Origin of the sequence: Levilactobacillus brevis (genome assembly GCA_021383565.1) — a bacterium.
Lineage (GTDB): Bacteria > Bacillota > Bacilli > Lactobacillales > Lactobacillaceae > Levilactobacillus > Levilactobacillus brevis_B.
The window spans coordinates 1,438,681-1,455,896 of sequence record CP079699.1 but is presented as its reverse complement, the minus strand read 5'-3'; the positions used below and the strand labels follow the sequence as shown (position 1 = coordinate 1,455,896).

Annotated in this window: 15 protein-coding genes; 10 read left to right on the top strand and 5 right to left on the bottom strand. The window is 50.6% G+C overall.

Features of this window, described 5'->3' with window-relative positions; all coding sequences use genetic code 11:
• Positions 1-108 precede the first annotated feature (108 nt).
• Positions 109-732, top strand: coding sequence for a glucosaminidase domain-containing protein (locus KB236_06795; GenBank protein UIF28261.1), 624 nt, complete (start codon positions 109-111; stop codon positions 730-732).
• Positions 733-1,366: 634 nt separating this feature from the next.
• On the opposite strand, the gene KB236_06790 is transcribed toward KB236_06795, so the two are convergent.
• Positions 1,367-2,692 (bottom strand): class A beta-lactamase-related serine hydrolase, encoded by a 1,326-nt coding sequence (locus tag KB236_06790; GenBank protein ID UIF30316.1) that lies wholly within the window; start codon positions 2,690-2,692, stop codon positions 1,367-1,369.
• 241 nt (positions 2,693-2,933) lie between these two features.
• Between KB236_06790 and KB236_06785 the strand changes: the two genes are divergently transcribed.
• Positions 2,934-3,722 (top strand): TerC family protein, encoded by a 789-nt coding sequence (locus tag KB236_06785; GenBank protein UIF28260.1) that lies wholly within the window; start codon positions 2,934-2,936, stop codon positions 3,720-3,722.
• Positions 3,723-4,209: 487 nt separating this feature from the next.
• Positions 4,210-5,076: an NAD(P)-dependent oxidoreductase gene (locus tag KB236_06780; GenBank protein ID UIF28259.1), complete on the top strand. Its 867-nt coding sequence runs from the start codon at positions 4,210-4,212 to the stop codon at positions 5,074-5,076.
• 208 nt (positions 5,077-5,284) lie between these two features.
• Here KB236_06780 and KB236_06775 read toward each other — a convergent pair whose 3' ends face one another.
• Genes KB236_06775 through KB236_06760 form a run of 4 tightly spaced genes read right to left on the bottom strand, consistent with a single transcriptional unit; the run spans position 5,285 to position 8,384 of the window.
• On the bottom strand, positions 5,285-5,716 hold the full coding sequence (locus KB236_06775; GenBank protein UIF28258.1) for a GNAT family N-acetyltransferase: 432 nt from the start codon (positions 5,714-5,716) through the stop codon (positions 5,285-5,287).
• 10 nt (positions 5,717-5,726) lie between these two features.
• Positions 5,727-6,497 carry an ATP-binding cassette domain-containing protein gene (locus tag KB236_06770; GenBank protein UIF28257.1) on the bottom strand — a complete coding sequence of 257 codons (771 nt, stop codon included), beginning with the start codon at positions 6,495-6,497 and terminating at the stop codon, positions 5,727-5,729.
• Positions 6,490-7,389 carry an ABC transporter permease gene (locus tag KB236_06765; GenBank protein UIF28256.1) on the bottom strand — a complete coding sequence of 300 codons (900 nt, stop codon included), beginning with the start codon at positions 7,387-7,389 and terminating at the stop codon, positions 6,490-6,492. The genes KB236_06770 and KB236_06765 overlap by 8 nt, the downstream gene beginning before the upstream one ends.
• Positions 7,389-8,384 carry an ABC transporter substrate-binding protein gene (locus KB236_06760; GenBank protein ID UIF28255.1) on the bottom strand — a complete coding sequence of 332 codons (996 nt, stop codon included), beginning with the start codon at positions 8,382-8,384 and terminating at the stop codon, positions 7,389-7,391. Before KB236_06760 ends, KB236_06765 begins: the two co-directional genes overlap by 1 nt.
• 590 nt (positions 8,385-8,974) lie before the next feature.
• Between KB236_06760 and KB236_06755 the strand changes: the two genes are divergently transcribed.
• The 7 genes from KB236_06755 (at position 8,975) to KB236_06725 (ending at position 17,127) form a co-directional block, all read left to right on the top strand.
• A complete protein-coding gene (locus KB236_06755; protein UIF28254.1) occupies positions 8,975-9,865 on the top strand; it encodes a DegV family EDD domain-containing protein in 891 nt (296 codons plus the stop codon).
• Positions 9,866-10,544: 679 nt separating this feature from the next.
• Positions 10,545-11,516 carry an ABC transporter substrate-binding protein gene (locus KB236_06750; protein UIF28253.1) on the top strand — a complete coding sequence of 324 codons (972 nt, stop codon included), beginning with the start codon at positions 10,545-10,547 and terminating at the stop codon, positions 11,514-11,516.
• Positions 11,517-11,533: 17 nt separating this feature from the next.
• Positions 11,534-12,502: an ABC transporter permease gene (locus KB236_06745; GenBank protein ID UIF28252.1), complete on the top strand. Its 969-nt coding sequence runs from the start codon at positions 11,534-11,536 to the stop codon at positions 12,500-12,502.
• The gene (locus KB236_06740) at positions 12,432-13,202 is read left to right on the top strand and encodes an ATP-binding cassette domain-containing protein (protein UIF28251.1); all 771 of its coding nucleotides are present in this window, start codon (positions 12,432-12,434) and stop codon (positions 13,200-13,202) included. The genes KB236_06745 and KB236_06740 overlap by 71 nt, the downstream gene beginning before the upstream one ends.
• 594 nt (positions 13,203-13,796) lie before the next feature.
• Positions 13,797-15,134: an APC family permease gene (locus KB236_06735; GenBank protein ID UIF28250.1), complete on the top strand. Its 1,338-nt coding sequence runs from the start codon at positions 13,797-13,799 to the stop codon at positions 15,132-15,134.
• 83 nt (positions 15,135-15,217) lie between these two features.
• Positions 15,218-16,000 carry a cyclase family protein gene (locus KB236_06730; protein UIF28249.1) on the top strand — a complete coding sequence of 261 codons (783 nt, stop codon included), beginning with the start codon at positions 15,218-15,220 and terminating at the stop codon, positions 15,998-16,000.
• 14 nt (positions 16,001-16,014) lie between these two features.
• Complete coding sequence (locus KB236_06725) at positions 16,015-17,127, top strand: 5-methyltetrahydropteroyltriglutamate--homocysteine S-methyltransferase (protein UIF28248.1); 1,113 nt, start codon at positions 16,015-16,017, stop codon at positions 17,125-17,127.
• Positions 17,128-17,216: the final 89 nt, after the last annotated feature.

The window sequence follows — 17,216 nt, the reverse complement described above, 5'->3', positions numbered from 1 at the left end:
CCTTTCGATGTAAAGTTTAAGTTTTGTTGAGGCTTTGGATAATTAATTCTATCTAAAAAAAAACTCGTTATAATTGAGAACATTATAACCGAGATTGGAGGAATCCGGGTGCCCAAGCGTCGAAGAACGAAAAGGAAATCAAATCACAACCCTGCCACCGCCACCTGGATCTTCGTCATGGTCCTCTTGGTACTGGGTGGCGGGCTGTTAGTCCGCGGCAAAATCAAGACGGTCATTCAGTCGCAACGTATTGAACAGACAGCGACTAGCTCGACCGATAACGAATCCGCGGCCCAAAAGAAATTTATCAAGAAGATGGCCAAACCAGCCGTCCGCGTTTATCGTCAAAACGGTCAGGTGCTACCCAGCATCGTGATTGCTCAGGCTATTCTGGAATCGAGCTGGGGGACGTCGCAGCTCTTCTTGCAGGCCAACAATCCCTTTGGGGTGAAGGGCAGTTATGAGGGGCGGACCAAGTCTTTCCTGACCAATGAATATGTGAATAATAAGAAAATTTCCGTGCATGCCAATTTCCGGGACTATCCGAACCTCACCGCGGCCATCTTGGACCACGATGCGTTGCTCAAACGCAGCTACTTCAAGCAGACGGTGACCGACTATGAGACGGCGGCTAAGTTGTTGCAGGAGAATGGCTACGCAACGGATCCCAGCTACGCCAAGAAGCTAACCAACCTCATCGCCACCTACAACCTCAACCAGTACGACACTTAGGTCGTTAGGATCAGGATTGGATGATGACCGCCGCCTTACCGCTCGCCAAATCTGGGCTGGAACGCTGGGGAAAGGACCGGGCCAAGCCTGAGGAGCGGTCTTGTCCCTCGCTTGAAACCGCCAGAATTCGGCGTTTCCAAGTCGCCCATTCACCAGTAAAGGCCCCGGCTGAGCCCAGATTTGGCTCACTCTCGGCTAGATGTACGCCAACCAATGCTTACTTCTTAGGCGTATGTCGTACGGGTCGCGTGTGGGTTAGTCGTTCGGTTAGAAATTTAGCTGGAGGAGGCCGGAGATGGAGCCAGCCGTGGGTGTGACGTTAGCTGGCGCTTTTTTAGCCAGGTTACGTCACTGGACGCGCTTGGAGACTCGCGGTTTTGGCGAGGCTTCAAGGCGAGACGCAAGACCGCTCTTTGGCTTGCGCCGGTCCCCATAGCAGGCGGAATCTCTGGCAGCCGCGATCGTTGACAGATAGCGAACGGTAAGGCGGCCCTATGCGAAAGTCGTTGTTAACCACTAACGAACACGAAAAGCGATATGTAAATCAAAACGAGACGGTACCGGCAAGTGCGCTGGTGCCGTCTCGTTTTAGTCGAGCAAGATGCCTGCCGACTAGAGCTGCGGTCGGTCAGGATTAGTTTTCATTATAGTAGCGTGCCAGATCATAGAGCGTCTTGGCGAGGCTGTCCATTGCCGTCGTTGGTGCTTGGTTGGCGAAGAGGATAACCCCGGACTTGTTGCCTTCGGACCCGTACAGCACGGTTTCGTAACCCGCGCCGCTCAGGGTGCCACGGACCCGTTTCATGGTGCCCGTGTAATGGTACAAGCCACCGCCATAAGTTAACTTATAATCGTTGGCCAAATCGTAATACTGATTGGTCGTCAGGATCTTACCGTTACGTAGACCCTTTTGAATCGCGTAATAGTCGGCTGGCGTGGAGTAGTAATTGCCGGCGCCTAAGAGGGAAGACACAAGATTCCGTGAGGCGTTGTCGATATTATTACTCTTGCCGTTGGCGTAACTGTAACCGTTCGCCACGGTGCCGCTCTTGGGCAGGTTATCCCAAGCATAGGTGTGCTTGAGGTTTAGTGGCGCGATGATCCGTTTTTGAACCAACTGGTCATACGTTTGACCGGTCACCTTAGAGGCAATCCCGGCCAACAGGGTAAAGTTAGCGTTGGTGTAGTTAAAGCCACCACTCTTGCCAACTTTAAGCTGATTTAGCGTATAGTTGATTTCGGCGGATTGCGTCGTCAACAAGGTTGATGGCGTGGACTCGGACATGTCGATGCCGGAGCGCTGATTTAACAGTTGCCGTAACGTAATCTGACTACTGTTCTTGACGCCAGGGTAGTAACGACTGAGCTTATTGTTCAGCGAAAGTTTGCCTTGACCAGCCAACTGCTCAATGATGGCCCCCGTCATGACCTTCTGTAGAGAAGCGATGGGGTAAATGGTCGACGACGAATTCAGCGTCTTGGTGGCCGCATCCGCGTAACCAACGTTGACGTGGCTCGCGCCAGTCGCAAAGTTATTGAAGAGCATCGCACTCCCTTGGAAGTGGGCATTGTTCAAGAGAACCTTTGCATTTTGACTTCGACTGAACTTCTCTAGCGCGCGGACGTCTACCCAGCCGATGGTGTCGCCGTACCAGGAAAACTTCGCAAATTGTACCCCGTTAGATAACGTGGCAATTTGGCTAACCTTGACGAAGCGGTGTTCCCAGTTCTTACCACTGGCATCGCGCGTCTTGGCCGACCGTTGCGTGTAATACGGGGCGTAATAATAAATTCCGTCATTACGGCTGCTTTGATTCACAAAGCGTGCGTTGTAACTGGTGTTTTGAGTGCTCTTGATGCCCAGATAGCTGCTGGCATTGGCGGAAATCGTCGATAGGCCACCAGCGAGTGCACAAGCGAGCGTGACCCCCAAAATTGTCACAAATTTCTTCAAAATCATCATCCATTCCCTTAAAGTTGATTTAAGTTTCTCCAAAGCCAGTTACATGGTAACGCGGCTCGGCCATATTTTCAATCTTTTATTTGGTGAACGGATTGAGTGAGCTAACTAACAGCATGAGTAGTTGTGGGGCACACTAGATAAAACAGTCGCAAGTTTAAAGGGAGTGTGGTAAACTTATCCAGATAAAAATATGTTTATAATCGCATGAACAATAACGTATGAGGAGCTGAAGACACCGTTGTTACACTTTCTAGGCCAACTCTATGGGCCTTTCTTTGATCTTCACAATTGGGAAACGGTCGTTACCTCGGGCAATGACTGGTTGATTATCTTTTCGCTGGTGCTGATTGAGTGCCTACTTTCCGTGGATAATGCCGTGGTTTTGGCCGCCCAGACACAATCATTACCGACGCGTAAACAACAGGAAGAATCTCTGTTTTACGGTATCTGGGGCGCCTACATTTTCCGGTTTATCATTATTGGGCTGGGAACATATCTGATTAATTTCTGGGAAATCAAGGTCATTGGGGCCTTGTATCTGGTCTTTCTGGTCTTTCAGTATTTCACCAAGACGCGGGTTAAGCACACCCGCAAGTTGGTGAAGGACCGGAAGAAGCGTATCTTACCGTTGTTCTGGTCCGTAGTGCTCCAGATTGAAATGATGGACATCATCTTTTCCGTGGACTCTGTTTTGGCCTCACTGGCCATCTCCAGCAATCCCGTGATCGTGTTGATCGGGGGATTGATTGGGATCCTGGCCATGCGGGGGGTCGCCGAAGTCATCATGAAACTCATGCGGCGAATTCCGGAGCTCGAGCCGATGGCTTACATTCTGATTGGCCTGATTGCCGTGAAGCTCTTCGTCTCGATTCCCGCTATCGACATTGAAATCCCGGCGACGGACTTTGGGATCGTCGTGTTGGGGGCAATCGTGCTCACGTTGATCATTCACGTGATTCGCAAACGCCGGCAACCGACTAAGCAAGCAACTAAAAATAAAGAGACATCGAAATCAACTGAATCGTAAATCTAAGGGGGTTGGCCTGCGGGTCAGCGCCTTTTTGTTATCTCTTTGGCAGTTGACGCAGCCGCAGGGCGGGCGTTGATGATTCGTTTAATGACGATAAGCTCTGTCAGTTGGAAGCTGGCGCGTATTCGCAAACTTTCAACCTTCAATGAATAGCCCTATCGACGGTCGACTAACCAAAAATTACGAAAACATCAGCTCAAGGACCATCTACTTATTACTAATGTAAATTGATGGCCTTTTGTTGCACGTTTTTGGGAGATTTGGGAAAAAATCGAATTAACCGTGAACTCGTTTATAGGCGCAGCGAATAGTCCGGGTGAGGGGCCCCTGGGCTTGCGGTTTGGCGATGTCAACAATTTTGTGACCAGCTAGCCGTTTGGTGGTCCCGTTCTTTGGGAAACAGGTGGTCGGCGAAGACTTTCCGCGTTATCTGGAGAGCAACGTGGTACCATAAGACTCAAATGGATGAAGGAGGTCGCGTTTTATGCAAATTGGATTTATCGGAACTGGCGTGATGGGGACTGGTATCGTGACAAACTTGTTGAAGGCGGGCAACACGGTCGTGGTGTATAACCGGACCAAGGCTCACGCCCAGCGCGTTCTGGATGCCGGGGCCACGTGGGCGGATTCGCCCCAGACCGTGGCTCAGCAGGCTAAACTGGTGATGACCATGGTCGGCTATCCCAGTGATGTGGAGGCCGTTTACACCGGCGAGCATGGTGTCTTTGCCGGGATTCAGGCGGGCAGCATTATCGTGGATATGACCACGAGCACGCCGGCGCTGGCTGTTAAATTAACTGGACTGGCACACGAACACCACATCCAAGCGTTGGATGCCCCCGTTTCCGGCGGGGATGTCGGGGCCAAGAATGCCACGTTAACCGTGATGGTGGGTGGCGATCGCGCCGCCTACGACCAGATCCTGCCGATCTTCGAACAGATTGGGCAACGCGTGAACTACTTTGGTGAAGCCGGCAAGGGACAGCACACTAAGATGGCCAATCAGATTATGATTGCGGGGACCATGACCGGGTTGACCGAAATGCTGGTCTACGCCAAGGCGGCAGGACTTGATCTGCCGCAGGTTCTGGCCACGCTGAGTAGTGGTGGCGCCGACAATTGGAGCATGGATAATTACGTGCCGCGCATTCTGAAGGGCGATTACACGCCGGGATTTTTCGCCAAACACTTCCTTAAAGACCTGCGGATTGCCTTGCAGGAGGCCGACCGAATGAAGCTGGATTTACCGGCGACCAAGCAGGCCAAGTTGCTCTATGAAGCCATGGTGGATGACTTTGGCCTGGGCGACGATGGAACCCAAGGGTTGATTAAGACGTACGAACAAAATTAAGGTAAAGCAATGCCGTTCACACTATCAAGAGGTGAACGGCATTTTTAGTTGATGTCGACCGACGTGTGGGCGCTGGTCTTTTCGTGGTGGAATCTCTGGCTGGTGGTGAGTTGTCCGGTCTTCTTCTCGTTACTTTACGGGCAATCTTGGTAGCACGTGGACCGGTCAAAAACATCAGTTGTCATGGGGTGAACCCTCATTTCAATCTTTAAAGATCCTTATGCAACACCACGACCGGCGCACCATCTTCATCGAAGGGCCCGGCTGCCACAACGTAGCCGCAATGTTCGTAAAACCCCTGCGCGCTGACCTCACCGTGAATGACGCCGGTGCGGTAGCCATGAGTACGCGACCAGTCCTCGGCCGCCGTGAGTAGGCGACTACCCAGACCTTGACCGCGCAAATCTTGCCGGGTACAGACCCGCCCGAAGCGCATCTCTGCTGGTGATTGCGGCTCCAAGCGTAACGTGGCCACGGGATGAGTGGCGTCCTGATACAGCGTGACGTAGATCCGGTCGCCGGTGTCGCGGTCGTCGAACTCAACATCGCGGGGGATGCCGCGTTCGGTAACGAAGATGGTTTGGCGTAGAGATAACGCGGCGGCACGGTTAAAGGGGGCATTTGAAATGACGCATTCCATGGGCGGCCTCCTATTCAATCTCGGCGAAGAAACTGTAGAGCTTCTCAGTCGTCAGGGCCTTTTTCTCAGCGCCGGCCACATCGAAGGTGACCTTGCCGTGGTGGAGCACGATCAGACGGTTTCCGTAGGTCAGGGCATCTTCCAAGTGGTGGGTAATCATCAGACAAGTCAACTGTTCTTCTTGGACCCGTTCGTTGGTAAGATGCATGAGATCCTGACTGGTCTGAGGATCGAGGGCGGCGGTATGTTCATCCAAGAGGAGAATTTCCGGTCGTTTAAGCGTCGCCATCAGGAAGCTCAGGGCTTGGCGTTGGCCCCCGGAGAGGTTCCCGGTCGCCGTGGTCAGCCGTTCGTCCAACCCGTTGTGCATGGTGGCCGTGATTTCTTTGTAGCGGTCGAGTTGCTTATTGAGGTGACGGGGTGCCAGCGTTCGGCGCTGTCCGCGGCGTTCGGCCAACAGAAGATTTTCGGCCACGTTCATTCGGGGAGCCGTGCCCAGCTTGGGGTCCTGGAAGACCCGGGCGAGGAAGCGCGTCCGTTTCTCCACGGATTCGTGGGAGATGTCCTTGCCGTTGAGGAGAATCTGGCCGCTGTCGATACTGAGGTCGCCCCCGATAGCGTTGAACAGCGTGGATTTCCCGGCCCCATTAGAGCCCAACACCGTGATGAAATCACCGGCGTTGATGGTCAGGTTCAGGTGGTCGAGAATCATAATTTCCTCGGGCGTGTTGCGGTTGACCTTGAGGACGACATTTTTTAGTTCGAGTAATGGTTTAGTCATTGGTATCCAGCCCCCGTTTCAAAATATGCTTGAAGTTCAGCGTCTTCTTGAAGACCGGCAACATCATGCAGAGCGCCAGGATAATCGAGGAGATCAGGTTGAGGTCGTTGGCGCTGAAGCCGAGCTTGAGGACGATCAACAGGACGAACCGGTAGAGGATACTCCCCAGCGTGACCGCCACGAGCCGTTGATTCAGCGTTAAATCCCCGAAGGCCACTTCCCCAATAATGATGGAAGCCAGCGCGATAACGATGATCCCAATCCCCATGTTGACATCGGCGTACCCGTTATTTTGGGCGACCAGGGCACCCCCAAAGGCAATCAAGCCATTGGAGACCATCAGCCCCATAATCTTCATGTTATCGGTGTTGATACCCAGCGACCGGGCCATGGTCTGGTTGTCTCCGGTCGCAATGAAACCTTGTCCCAGTTGCGTTTGTAAGAAGTAGATGACCAGTCCGGTGATGACCACCATGATCAGCGTGCCTAGGAAGACACTGTCGAAGTATTGCGGGAGTGATGCGAGAAAATGGTTCTTGAATAACGTGGATTTACCGAGTAGTGAAACGTTGGCTCGACCCATAATCCGCAAGTTAACGGAGTAGCAGGCGGTCATGACCAGGATACCGGCCAACAGGATGGGAATGTGACCCTTGGTGTAGAGCAGGCCAGTAATCAATCCGGCGATGGCGCCAACGGCAAACGCCAATAGCGTGGCCAGCACGGGATTCATCCCGTTACTGATGGCGGCTACGGCGGTTGCGGCGCCCAGTGGGAATGTGCCTTCAACGGTCATGTCGGCAAAGTCCAAGATTCTAAAGGTGAGGAATAAGCCCACCCCTAAGACGGCCCAGAGCAGGCCCTGTCCAATTGCGGATACGAATAAACTCATTAGCGGTATACCTCCCCGTGTTGTTTGGCTTCTTTCACGACCGAAGCGGGCAACGTGAGCCCGAGCTTCTTGGCCGTCTTCAAATTAATCGTCATTTCACCCTTGCGAACGAAGTGAATAGGGGTGTCCGCAGGCTTCTTGCCCTTGAGAATGGCGGCGGTCATCTTCCCAGTTGTCACGCCCAACTTATATTGGTTGATACTGAGCGTGGCCAAGCCCCCGGCCTTCACCATGGTATCGACGGCGGGGAAGACAGGGACCTTCTTGGCCGTTGCGGTGGCTACCAATGTTTGCATGGCACTAGCGACGGTGTTATCGGTCGGCACGTAAACGGCATCGACTTGGCTGACCATCTGTTGACTGACTTGGTTTAAGTCGTTGGTGTTGGCGATGGAGTAGGCTTTGAGCCGGACGTGTTCTCGCTTGCAGAGCGCCGCAAATTGGTGGTACTGGGCGGTGGCCGAGTCATCAGATGAGGTATAAATAATTCCCAGTGTCTTCATATCGGGCATGATCTGTTGAATCAATTTCAGCTGTGAAGCTAGGGGAGCTTGGTCGGAAACGCCGGTCACGTTATTGCCGGGATGCGTGTTGCTCTTCACCAGGTGAGCGCCCTTGGGGTCGGTGATGGCCCCCAGCACGATGGGTGTGGTGGAGCTGGCGTTGGCTAAAGCCTGAGCGGCGGGGGTGGCAATCCCAATCATGGCATCGGCGTCTTCATTGACGAAGCGCGCGCTCATGGTCTTCAGATTACTTTGGTCATTTTCGGCGTTTTGAAAATCAATCTTCACGTTCTTGCCCACGTGGTAGCCCTCCTCGGCAAGTCCGTGGATAATTCCCTTGTGAATGGCGTCGAGTGCCGGATGGGATAACAGTTGTAAAATCCCCACGGTCGGCACCGCCTTGGTCGTGGCCGCTTCTTGGTGACTTTCCTTGACGAAGGCAAAGCCGAGAAAAATTACCAGAATGGCGATGAGTCCGTACAATCTTTTCATGCTACAATCAACCTCAATTCTCTAAGTGTTTTTGATGTGCTAGTTTATGTAGATAGTTTTTTGACGGCAACATAGCGGAAACGTGCGGTGCAGGACAGAAGCCTTGCGCCACACTCTTTAAACAAAAAGAGCACCCAGTCCGGCTGGGTGCCCAAGAAAAAGGCCCGCAAAACCGGATAGAAGACATCCGTGCGGGCTATTGCATCAGAAAGTTAGCCGGCGCAGATGCGAAAATCGCTCTGGGAGCTCAAGTCGCATCTACAGCGATGACGACTTGATTACCGGCTTTGCCAACGTCCATTAAGTTGAATACGAGACAGTAGCATCTAACTTTCCTTCCTTCCGTTTTCGAATAATTTTAGTGTACGGCATTGCTGAAAAAGCGTCAACCTTATTTTCATTTTTTCCGCAACGAAAACGGTGCCGTTCTTCGGAAAATGACGGCCTTCTGGGATACGGTGCGGCCGGTAACGGAATTTTTTGGTGACTGGTGAGGGACTTTGGTATACTGTAGGGTAATTAAGTGAAGCGCTAGAGATGGGGTGTCATCGCTAGCGGGACGTGAACCTCAAGGGGGTTGCCTAAAAAAGATGAAAATTGCAGTTATGACGGATACCTCAGCGGGCATCGACTTTATCGAAGCTGAGCAGCGACAGATTACACTATTGCCGGAACCGATAATGTTCGGCAACCGCCAATATCATGAATATCAAGATCTATCGACGGCGGATTATTACCGATTGATGCGGTTAGCCAAGACGAAAAAGGTGGTGCCGACCGCGCCTCAACTCTCGATGAAGACGATTCAGGCGGCATGTGATGCGCTGGTGAAGCAGGGCTACACCGATGTCATCGTCATTGGACCGTCGCTGGGTATCTCTGGTTTTGTCAACACGTTGGCGGCCTTTGCCGAGAGCATTCAAACCATTCACGTGTGGCCGTGGGATTCGCGAGGAATTCTGACGGTGATGGGCGATCAGGTGCGGCTGGCGGCCGCCTTGGTGAAGCAGGGGGCCACCGTCCAAGCGGTCTTTGATCAGCTCTCCTTGTTGCGGCAGACCATCCACAGTATTTTCGTGGTGGATTCCATCAAGCCCCTGTTGCGGACCGGGGAAGTCAATCCTAGCCGCGGCCCCGGCAGTACGCCCCTCCACGCGGGCAAGCCCATCTTGGCTTTCGATCCGTCAGGTAAAATGCGATATGCCGGTAGCACCCTGCGTTGGCGGGGGGCCCGCGGCGACTTTCTCGATGATTTGGCGCAGGACCTCACCGCCACGGTTCCGGTCAAGGCGACAATTCTTAACGCCGACCAACCGGAAGCCACGCAACGTTGGTTGTCCGCGGCGCAGGAGCGTTTTCCCACGGTGAAATTTGACGTCGCGTTGATTGGACCCAGCTTCGGCGTGCACGTGGGCGACGGGGCGATGGGGATGGCGTGGTCCCAAGACTTTCGGAGCTTAACTGTTGATGATGAGAATTAGATTAAAAAAATAGGGTTGACACGGCTATTTTTTAATGGTTTACTTATACATGTAAATTGATAAATGAAAGGAACTTCACTCATGAAGCAAAATAACCTCACTCATTTGAATAGCCAATTTGCCTTTAGCTTTTTCTTTAGATAGCGTTTGTATTCACCTCGTTGGATACGAACGCGCCGCACAACTGCGTTTGTATCTATCGAATAGCTAAAGTTTTTCAACATGACTTAAGCGCCAGATAGATACGGGTATAATCTATCTGGAGAAATAATATCGGGCCCGATAACACCAGGTAGATTCTACTTAGAATCTGTCTGGTGTTTTTTGTTTAGAGCGTGAAGTCGAGCGTTTCGAAGGCCGCAAGTTTCCGCAGTCTCCCTATGGAGAGCAAACCTCAAGCCAACGTAAAGCATTAGCCACTTAGAACCGATCCGGAGCGGTTCTAAAGAGAAATTCAGATCCTCATCCAGCGGACGCGTTGGATGAGGAAAACGGGCTAAATGCGCGGACTAAGCAAACGTCACGTTGAATCAATCTGTGGGCTGACCTGCCAGCACGACTGGTGGGTCAAACGGATTACTTATCAAAAATCCAAACTTTTTCTGAAACTTGAACCACCAATAAAACAGCACCATCAAATTCGGTCAACAGGACCGATCAAACTCTGGAGGTCGTCATCATGAAAAAATTATTATTAACCAGTATTGCATTACTCGGCTTGGGTTTAACGTTAGCCGGTTGTTCCAGCAAGTCTGCGGCTAGCAGCAAAAGTACACTTAACGTGGGGATCTTACAGGTCGTTCAACACGGGTCACTCGACGAGGCGCGGCAAGGCTTCAAGGCCGGACTGAATCATGAATTGAAGGCGCACAACAAGTCCGTGAAGGTCAAGTATCACTATCTGAATGCGCAGGGGGATCAGTCCAACCTGAATACCATGAGCCAGCAGCTGGTTCAGCAAAAGAATGATTTATTGTTGGGAATTGCTACGCCGGCCGCTCAGGCGTTGGCCAAGAAGACCACGACCACGCCAACGTTGGTAACGGCCGTCACGGATCTGAAGGCCGCGGGCTTGGTCAAGTCCGACAGTCAACCGAAGACCAACGTCAGTGGGACCAGTGATTTAACGCCGGTGGGTCTGCAACTAAAGCTCCTTGCCAGCATGCGTAAGGGTAACAAGCCCTTGGGTATCATGTACAACTCATCCGAAGAGAATTCCGTTCTTCAGGTGAAGTTAGCCAAGGCCTACGCCAAGAAGCACAACCTTAGTCTAAAAGTCGTCAGTGCCACGAGTACCAACGATGTGACCAGCGTGTTGGCCGGCTTAGAGGGTAAGATTTCGGGACTGTACTTACCAACGGACAACTTGATGGCCAGCGCAATGAAGACGATCGGTCAGAAGGCTAAGACCGCGAAGTTACCGGTCGTTACCGGATCGATTGAAATGGCTCAGGACGGCGGTACCGCCACCTACGGCATCAACTACTACGATTTAGGCAAGCAAACGGGGAAGATGGCCTACGATGTTTTGGAAAAGGGCAAGAAGCCCCAGAACCTCGCCGTTCAAACCTCGAAGAAGCTACACATGTACATTAACCAGGCAAATGCCAAGGCCATTGGGCTGAAGGCCAGCCAGATTCAAGAACCTTAGAAAGAAGGAGAATGGCTATGTTAATCACGAGTATCGGGCAGGGCCTCCTGTGGGCGCCCCTTGCCATCGGTGTTTTCATTACATTTCGTATCTTAGATATTCCCGATCTGACGACAGAGGGGAGTTTCCCACTGGGGGCGGCCGTCACGGTCAGCGCCATGGTCAGTGGGCAGTCGGCACTGGTGGCTAGCCTGCTGGGGTTCGTCGCTGGTTGCCTGGCCGGGTGGGTGACCGGCGTGCTGGATACCAAGCTACGGATGCCGTCATTACTTGCTGGAATCCTAACGATGACCGGTCTGTACTCGGTCAACATGCACGTGATGGGCAAGTCTAACGTGCCCCTGTTGAATCAACGGGTCCTGACGAGTTATTTACCTGCCGGTTGGTCGGTAGATTTGCAAACCATCGTGGTCGGCGTCGTGATTACCGGCGTGGTTATGGCATTGCTGGTCTGGCTCTTCAAAACGCGGCTGGGCCTGTCTCTGATGGCAACGGGAAATAATTCGGCGATGAGTGCCGCCAACGGTATTTACACCGATCGCATGGTGATTATTGGCTACATGGTTTCTAACGGGTGCATCGCCTTGTCGGGGGCGCTGATTGCGCAGAGCAACGGGTATGCCGACATCGGCATGGGGATTGGGACCATCGTGATTGGTCTGGCCTCCGTGTTGGTGGGGGAGATCTTCCTGCGCGGTCGTCAAATGTGGGTTCGGCTGTCGGCGATGGTCGTGGGTGCCATCATTTACCGGTTCTTACTCACGGTAGCGATGGGCCTCGGTTTCCCAGTCGATGACCTGAAGATTCTGTCCGCCGGTATCCTGGTCGTCGTGATTTGCTTACCCCTATTACGGCAAAAATATCAAACGAAGCAGCAACTGAAACGTTATCTCAAACAGATTGGAGTCGATTCGAATGCCACAGAAACCAGCAGTCTTAAGCGTCAAGCATCTCCAGAAGGTCTTCTTTCCCGGGACGGCAAATGAGCGTCACGTCTTAAAGGACGTCAACCTGACGATTGAACCGGGAGATTTCGTCGCCGTGATTGGAAATAATGGCGCCGGAAAGTCCACGCTCCTCAATACGATTGCCGGAACGCTGCCGGCAGATGCGGGTGAGCTGACACTGGCGGGACACCGGATCACACGTAAGCCGATCGCCTACCGTTCGCGCTGGTTGTCGCGGGTCTTCCAGGACCCTAAGATGGGCACGGCGGGGGAGCTCAGCGTGGCGGAGAACCTGACGCTAGCCGCCCAGCATACCGGTAGTATGAGCTTGAAACGTTATCGTCATCACGGGCAAATGGCCGCCTATCAGGACTTACTGCGACCATTGAATATGGGCCTAGAGGATCGGTTGACCACCCAAGTGAAGTATTTATCGGGTGGGCAACGGCAGGCACTGTCACTCTTGATGGCCACGTTGAGCCAACCGGAATTGCTCTTATTGGATGAACACACGGCGGCACTCGACCCCCGGACCAGCCAAAAAGTCATGGCGCTGACCCAGACCATTGTGACCAAGAACCGGTTGACCACCATGATGATTACTCACAAGATGAGTGATGCCCTGAAGTATGGCAATCGCTTGGTCATGGTTCAATACGGCCAGATCAAGCTAGACGTGCGCGGCGCGGCCAAGGCCAATCTGCGGCAGGAAGACTTGTTGACGCTGTTTGCGGAGTAAGCCTATTTGGATGACGTTGGCATGGAAGTTGCGGACTCTATAAACCAGTATGGGTGAATCCGGATTTTCAGTTTACTAGTTGTGATGCTAAATTAAAATATAATGTGAAAATATACTTGACAATGAGACTGATACTCATTATGATTTAACGTATTGAATCATTGCGCAGTGATTTATAAAAATAAATTCGAAAAAGTCGCGAGAAGAAGAGTAGCCAAGCGTCGTTCTTTTAAGAGAGCCCCCGATGGTGTGAACGGGCAAGAAAAAACGTGGTGAAGATGAACTTCGAAATGACCGGTGTTAGTGCAAGCTAGTACCACGGAAGGATCCGTTACCATCCCTGGTATCATAGTGTACCGTTGAGGCGTCAAGTGATTGGCGTGAACAAAGGGTGGTAAAGCGACAATTCGCCCCTTAATCGTTGTGTTAACAACGTTTAAGGGGCGAATTTTTTTGTCGAAACAATTGGACGTTTTGCTGGTCAACTGCAGTGATCAGCAAGGTGACATGCGGATTGGCAACCGCTCGAAGAGAATTGTGCTGGCTCATGTAACGGCCAGCCAGTATAAATAATTTGCATAAGAAGATGACGATATGGAAAGTACCACTTCAGAATTAAAAGTTAGTTTGTCGACTAAGGATTTAGTTATTTACGGGATAACCTTCATGATTCCTGTCGCACCATTAGCCTTCTATGGTTCGTTTCTGACACCAGCTAACGGTATGGTTTCCTTGGCCTATTTGGTGGGGATGATTGCGATGCTATTTACGGGATTTAGTTACGCCACAATGGCCGGGCGATATCCTTTTTCGGGTTCCGTTTATACCTATGTTCAACAGGGAACGACCGCTGGGTTAGGATTTATTAGTGGTTGGGGGATTGTTCTTGACTATCTGCTAATTCCCACGATTACTTATTTGATTACACAGTCATTTGGCAAGTCTCTTCTACCTGGTATTCCGGGATGGATATGGATCGTTGCTCTGGTGCTCTTTAACACTACAGTTAATATTTTAGGCGTAAACATCGTGACCAAGATTAGCTGGGCACTGATTGCCCTCCAGGCGTTTGTTCTATTAGCTTTCGTGGTTGGAACAATTACGGCGTTGATTCAGGGCACGATTCATCCTAACGTTGTGGCTTTCTATAATCCAGAACACTTTAACTTTCAAGGAGTGCTTCAAGCTACTGGAATTGTAATCGTGAGCTATTTAGGATTTGATGCGGTGAGCACGTTATCTGAAGAAGCAGAAAATCCTTATCATTCGGTTGGTCGGGCAATTATTTTATCAATTGTTAGCATTGGGTTACTCTTTGTTTTCATCACAGTGCTGGCGGGGTTTGTCGCTCCAGACTATCAGAATTTGAATCCCAATACAGCCTTCTTAGGTATTCTTGATCGGGTTGGAGGAACTTGGTTAGTTAAGTTGGCTGACATCACGATTATTTTATCTTTTGGCTTTGCCAGTGGTCAAGAAGGGCAGACCGCAGTTTCACGAATCCTTTATGCAATGGGACGGGACGGCGTATTGCCATCGTCACTAGCCAAGCTACATAAGCGATATAAAACACCAGTTGTCGCCATCGTTTTGGTCGGTGTTGTGTCCTTAATTCTATCGTTGGCATTGTCCCAAGACATGGTGTCTAATCTCGTTAGCTTTGGCGCTTTGTTTGGTTTTATGATTCTCAATTTATCTGTTATTTGGAAATTTTATATCACCGGACATCATCAAACGGTTGCTGATCTACTGAAACATTGTATTTCGCCGCTGATTGGTTTTGGAGTCAGTGCCTGGATTTTCTTAAGCCTGTCAGCTGATGCCAAATTAGTGGGGGCTACTTGGCTAATTATTGGATTGATTATTCTGATCATCAAGACCAAGTTTTTTAAAGTTCGTACGCCGAAGCTAGACTTCACCAGTAAGGACTGATGAAGTTATTATGTTGAAACCGAGACGAAGCTTGATGACGATACGTTTTGTATTCGAAACAATTATTATTGGAGGACTAAATTATGACTACAAAAATTAGTGAACCCGTAACTGTTGAACCCGTAACTTCACCTGTCGCTCAAACAATTGAGCAGCTAAAATCCTACGACTGGGTTGATTTGACCCACACTTTTGGGCCGGATAGTCCAAGATTCCCCTCATTTGCGAAACCAGAATTTAAGACCATTTTTACCCATGCCGATGGTTTCTTCGTCAAGCAGTATACATTTCCTGGCCAGTTCGGTACCCACATTGACCCACCCATTCACTTTGATGCCCATCAGGAAAAATATGTGGAGGATTTAGAGCTTAAACAGTTGGTGCTCCCGTTGGTTGTGATTGATCGTTCAGCAGCGGTAGCTAAAAGTCCGGATACCTCGTTGAGCGTGGCAGACATTCAGAATTGGGAGAAGAAGCACGGAAAGATTCCGGCAAACTCCTTTGTGGCGTTGCGGACTGATTGGAGTAAACGTTGGCCTAGTCAAGACAAATTTGAAAATTTAGACGGCCACAATCAGGCACATTACCCCGGCTGGGATTTAGAAGCCTTGAAATTCATTTACGAGCAGCGGCATGTCACAGCTAATGGCCACGAAACGTTTGATACGGATACCGCTGTTAAGCAAGAAAATGGTCTTGTTGGTGAGTATTACGTGCTGTCCCATGGTCATTATCAAGTGGAACTGCTGGATAATTTGGATTTGGTACCAGCAACAGGCGCTTATATTTTTATTTCCGTACCCAAAGCTGAGAAGGCACCGGGTTTTCCGGTTCGTGCTTTCGCAGTAATTCCAGATGCTAAGTAGAGGAGGTGTAGCAGATGACTGAAGTAACTGATGTAAAATTTCCTTACCATTACGATGTTGTGGGGAGTTTGCTCCGTACAGCAGAATTGAAGGATGCCTTGGTACGATTTGATCGCGGCGATATCACGGCGTTAGAACTGAAAAAGATTCAGCGCGCCGAAACTAAGAAGGTCGTCGATCGGGAAGTGGCCTTAGGGCTGAAGGCTGTCACGGATGGTGAATTCAACCGAAATTGGTGGCACTTGGATTTTTGGAAGTCTCTGACAGGAATTAGTGAGCACTTTAAGGAATCCATTTCGTTTGCTGGTGGCGGTAACAAACTTCATACGGCACAGTTAGTGGATAAAGTAGCCTTCAATCCAGAACATCCCTTTTTTACGGATTTTAAGTACACACAATCATTGGTGCCGGACGGTGTCACGGTTAAGCAGACGATTCCATCCCCAACACTATTGTTTGGAGCGAATTGGCATGATATCTACGCGGATTGGGATACCTATTTAAGTGATCTTGCAGAGGCTTATCATCAAACGATTCTACACTTTTATGCATTGGGTAATCGTTATCTCCAATTGGACGATACTAATTGGGCATATCTGATTAGTGAGCTTAACGCAACTGAAGATAATCCCGAAGCACATGCGAATTTTGAGAGTCAGGCAAGGGATGCAGTGTCCTTGGTTAATGCTGTTCTCAAAGATTTGCCCGCGGATCTCACGACCACAACGCATATTTGTCGAGGAAATTTTAAATCGACGTACGTCTTCTCTGGTAGTTATGATGTGGTGGCTAAATATTTAGGCCAACTTAATTATGATGGCCTATTCTTGGAGTATGATAGCCAGCGTGCGGGAGGTTTTGAACCCCTCGATGAGATTTGGCATAATGACGCCAATAAGCGGTTAATTTTGGGGTTGGTCACCTCCAAAACACCTCAACTCGAGACGGAAGAAACATTGATTGCACGACTGAATGAGGCTGCTAAGCATGTGCCGCTGGAGAATTTGGGTCTCTCAACGCAATGTGGCTTTGCCTCATCTACGGTCGGAAACTTATTGACGCAGGACGAAGAATGGCGTAAGTTACAACGAATTATTGATGTCGCCAAACAGGTTTGGGCCATTTAGGCTGACAAGCGGTTACCAGCTAAAAGGATTTGAGCTGAGTATCATGGCGTGGTGGGACAAGCCGTTATTTCAAGAGAGGTCGCATTCAG

Coding starts and splice junctions, on each gene's coding strand:
- KB236_06745 (UIF28252.1), top strand. CDS start 11,534: ATGTTAATCACGAGTATCGGGCAGGGCCTCCTGTGGGCGCCCCTTGCC.
- KB236_06750 (UIF28253.1), top strand. CDS start 10,545: ATGAAAAAATTATTATTAACCAGTATTGCATTACTCGGCTTGGGTTTA.
- KB236_06760 (UIF28255.1), bottom strand. CDS start 8,384: ATGAAAAGATTGTACGGACTCATCGCCATTCTGGTAATTTTTCTCGGC.
- KB236_06730 (UIF28249.1), top strand. CDS start 15,218: ATGACTACAAAAATTAGTGAACCCGTAACTGTTGAACCCGTAACTTCA.
- KB236_06770 (UIF28257.1), bottom strand. CDS start 6,497: ATGACTAAACCATTACTCGAACTAAAAAATGTCGTCCTCAAGGTCAAC.
- KB236_06755 (UIF28254.1), top strand. CDS start 8,975: ATGAAAATTGCAGTTATGACGGATACCTCAGCGGGCATCGACTTTATC.
- KB236_06780 (UIF28259.1), top strand. CDS start 4,210: ATGCAAATTGGATTTATCGGAACTGGCGTGATGGGGACTGGTATCGTG.
- KB236_06775 (UIF28258.1), bottom strand. CDS start 5,716: ATGGAATGCGTCATTTCAAATGCCCCCTTTAACCGTGCCGCCGCGTTA.
- KB236_06740 (UIF28251.1), top strand. CDS start 12,432: ATGCCACAGAAACCAGCAGTCTTAAGCGTCAAGCATCTCCAGAAGGTC.
- KB236_06725 (UIF28248.1), top strand. CDS start 16,015: ATGACTGAAGTAACTGATGTAAAATTTCCTTACCATTACGATGTTGTG.
- KB236_06790 (UIF30316.1), bottom strand. CDS start 2,692: ATGATTTTGAAGAAATTTGTGACAATTTTGGGGGTCACGCTCGCTTGT.
- KB236_06765 (UIF28256.1), bottom strand. CDS start 7,389: ATGAGTTTATTCGTATCCGCAATTGGACAGGGCCTGCTCTGGGCCGTC.
- KB236_06735 (UIF28250.1), top strand. CDS start 13,797: ATGGAAAGTACCACTTCAGAATTAAAAGTTAGTTTGTCGACTAAGGAT.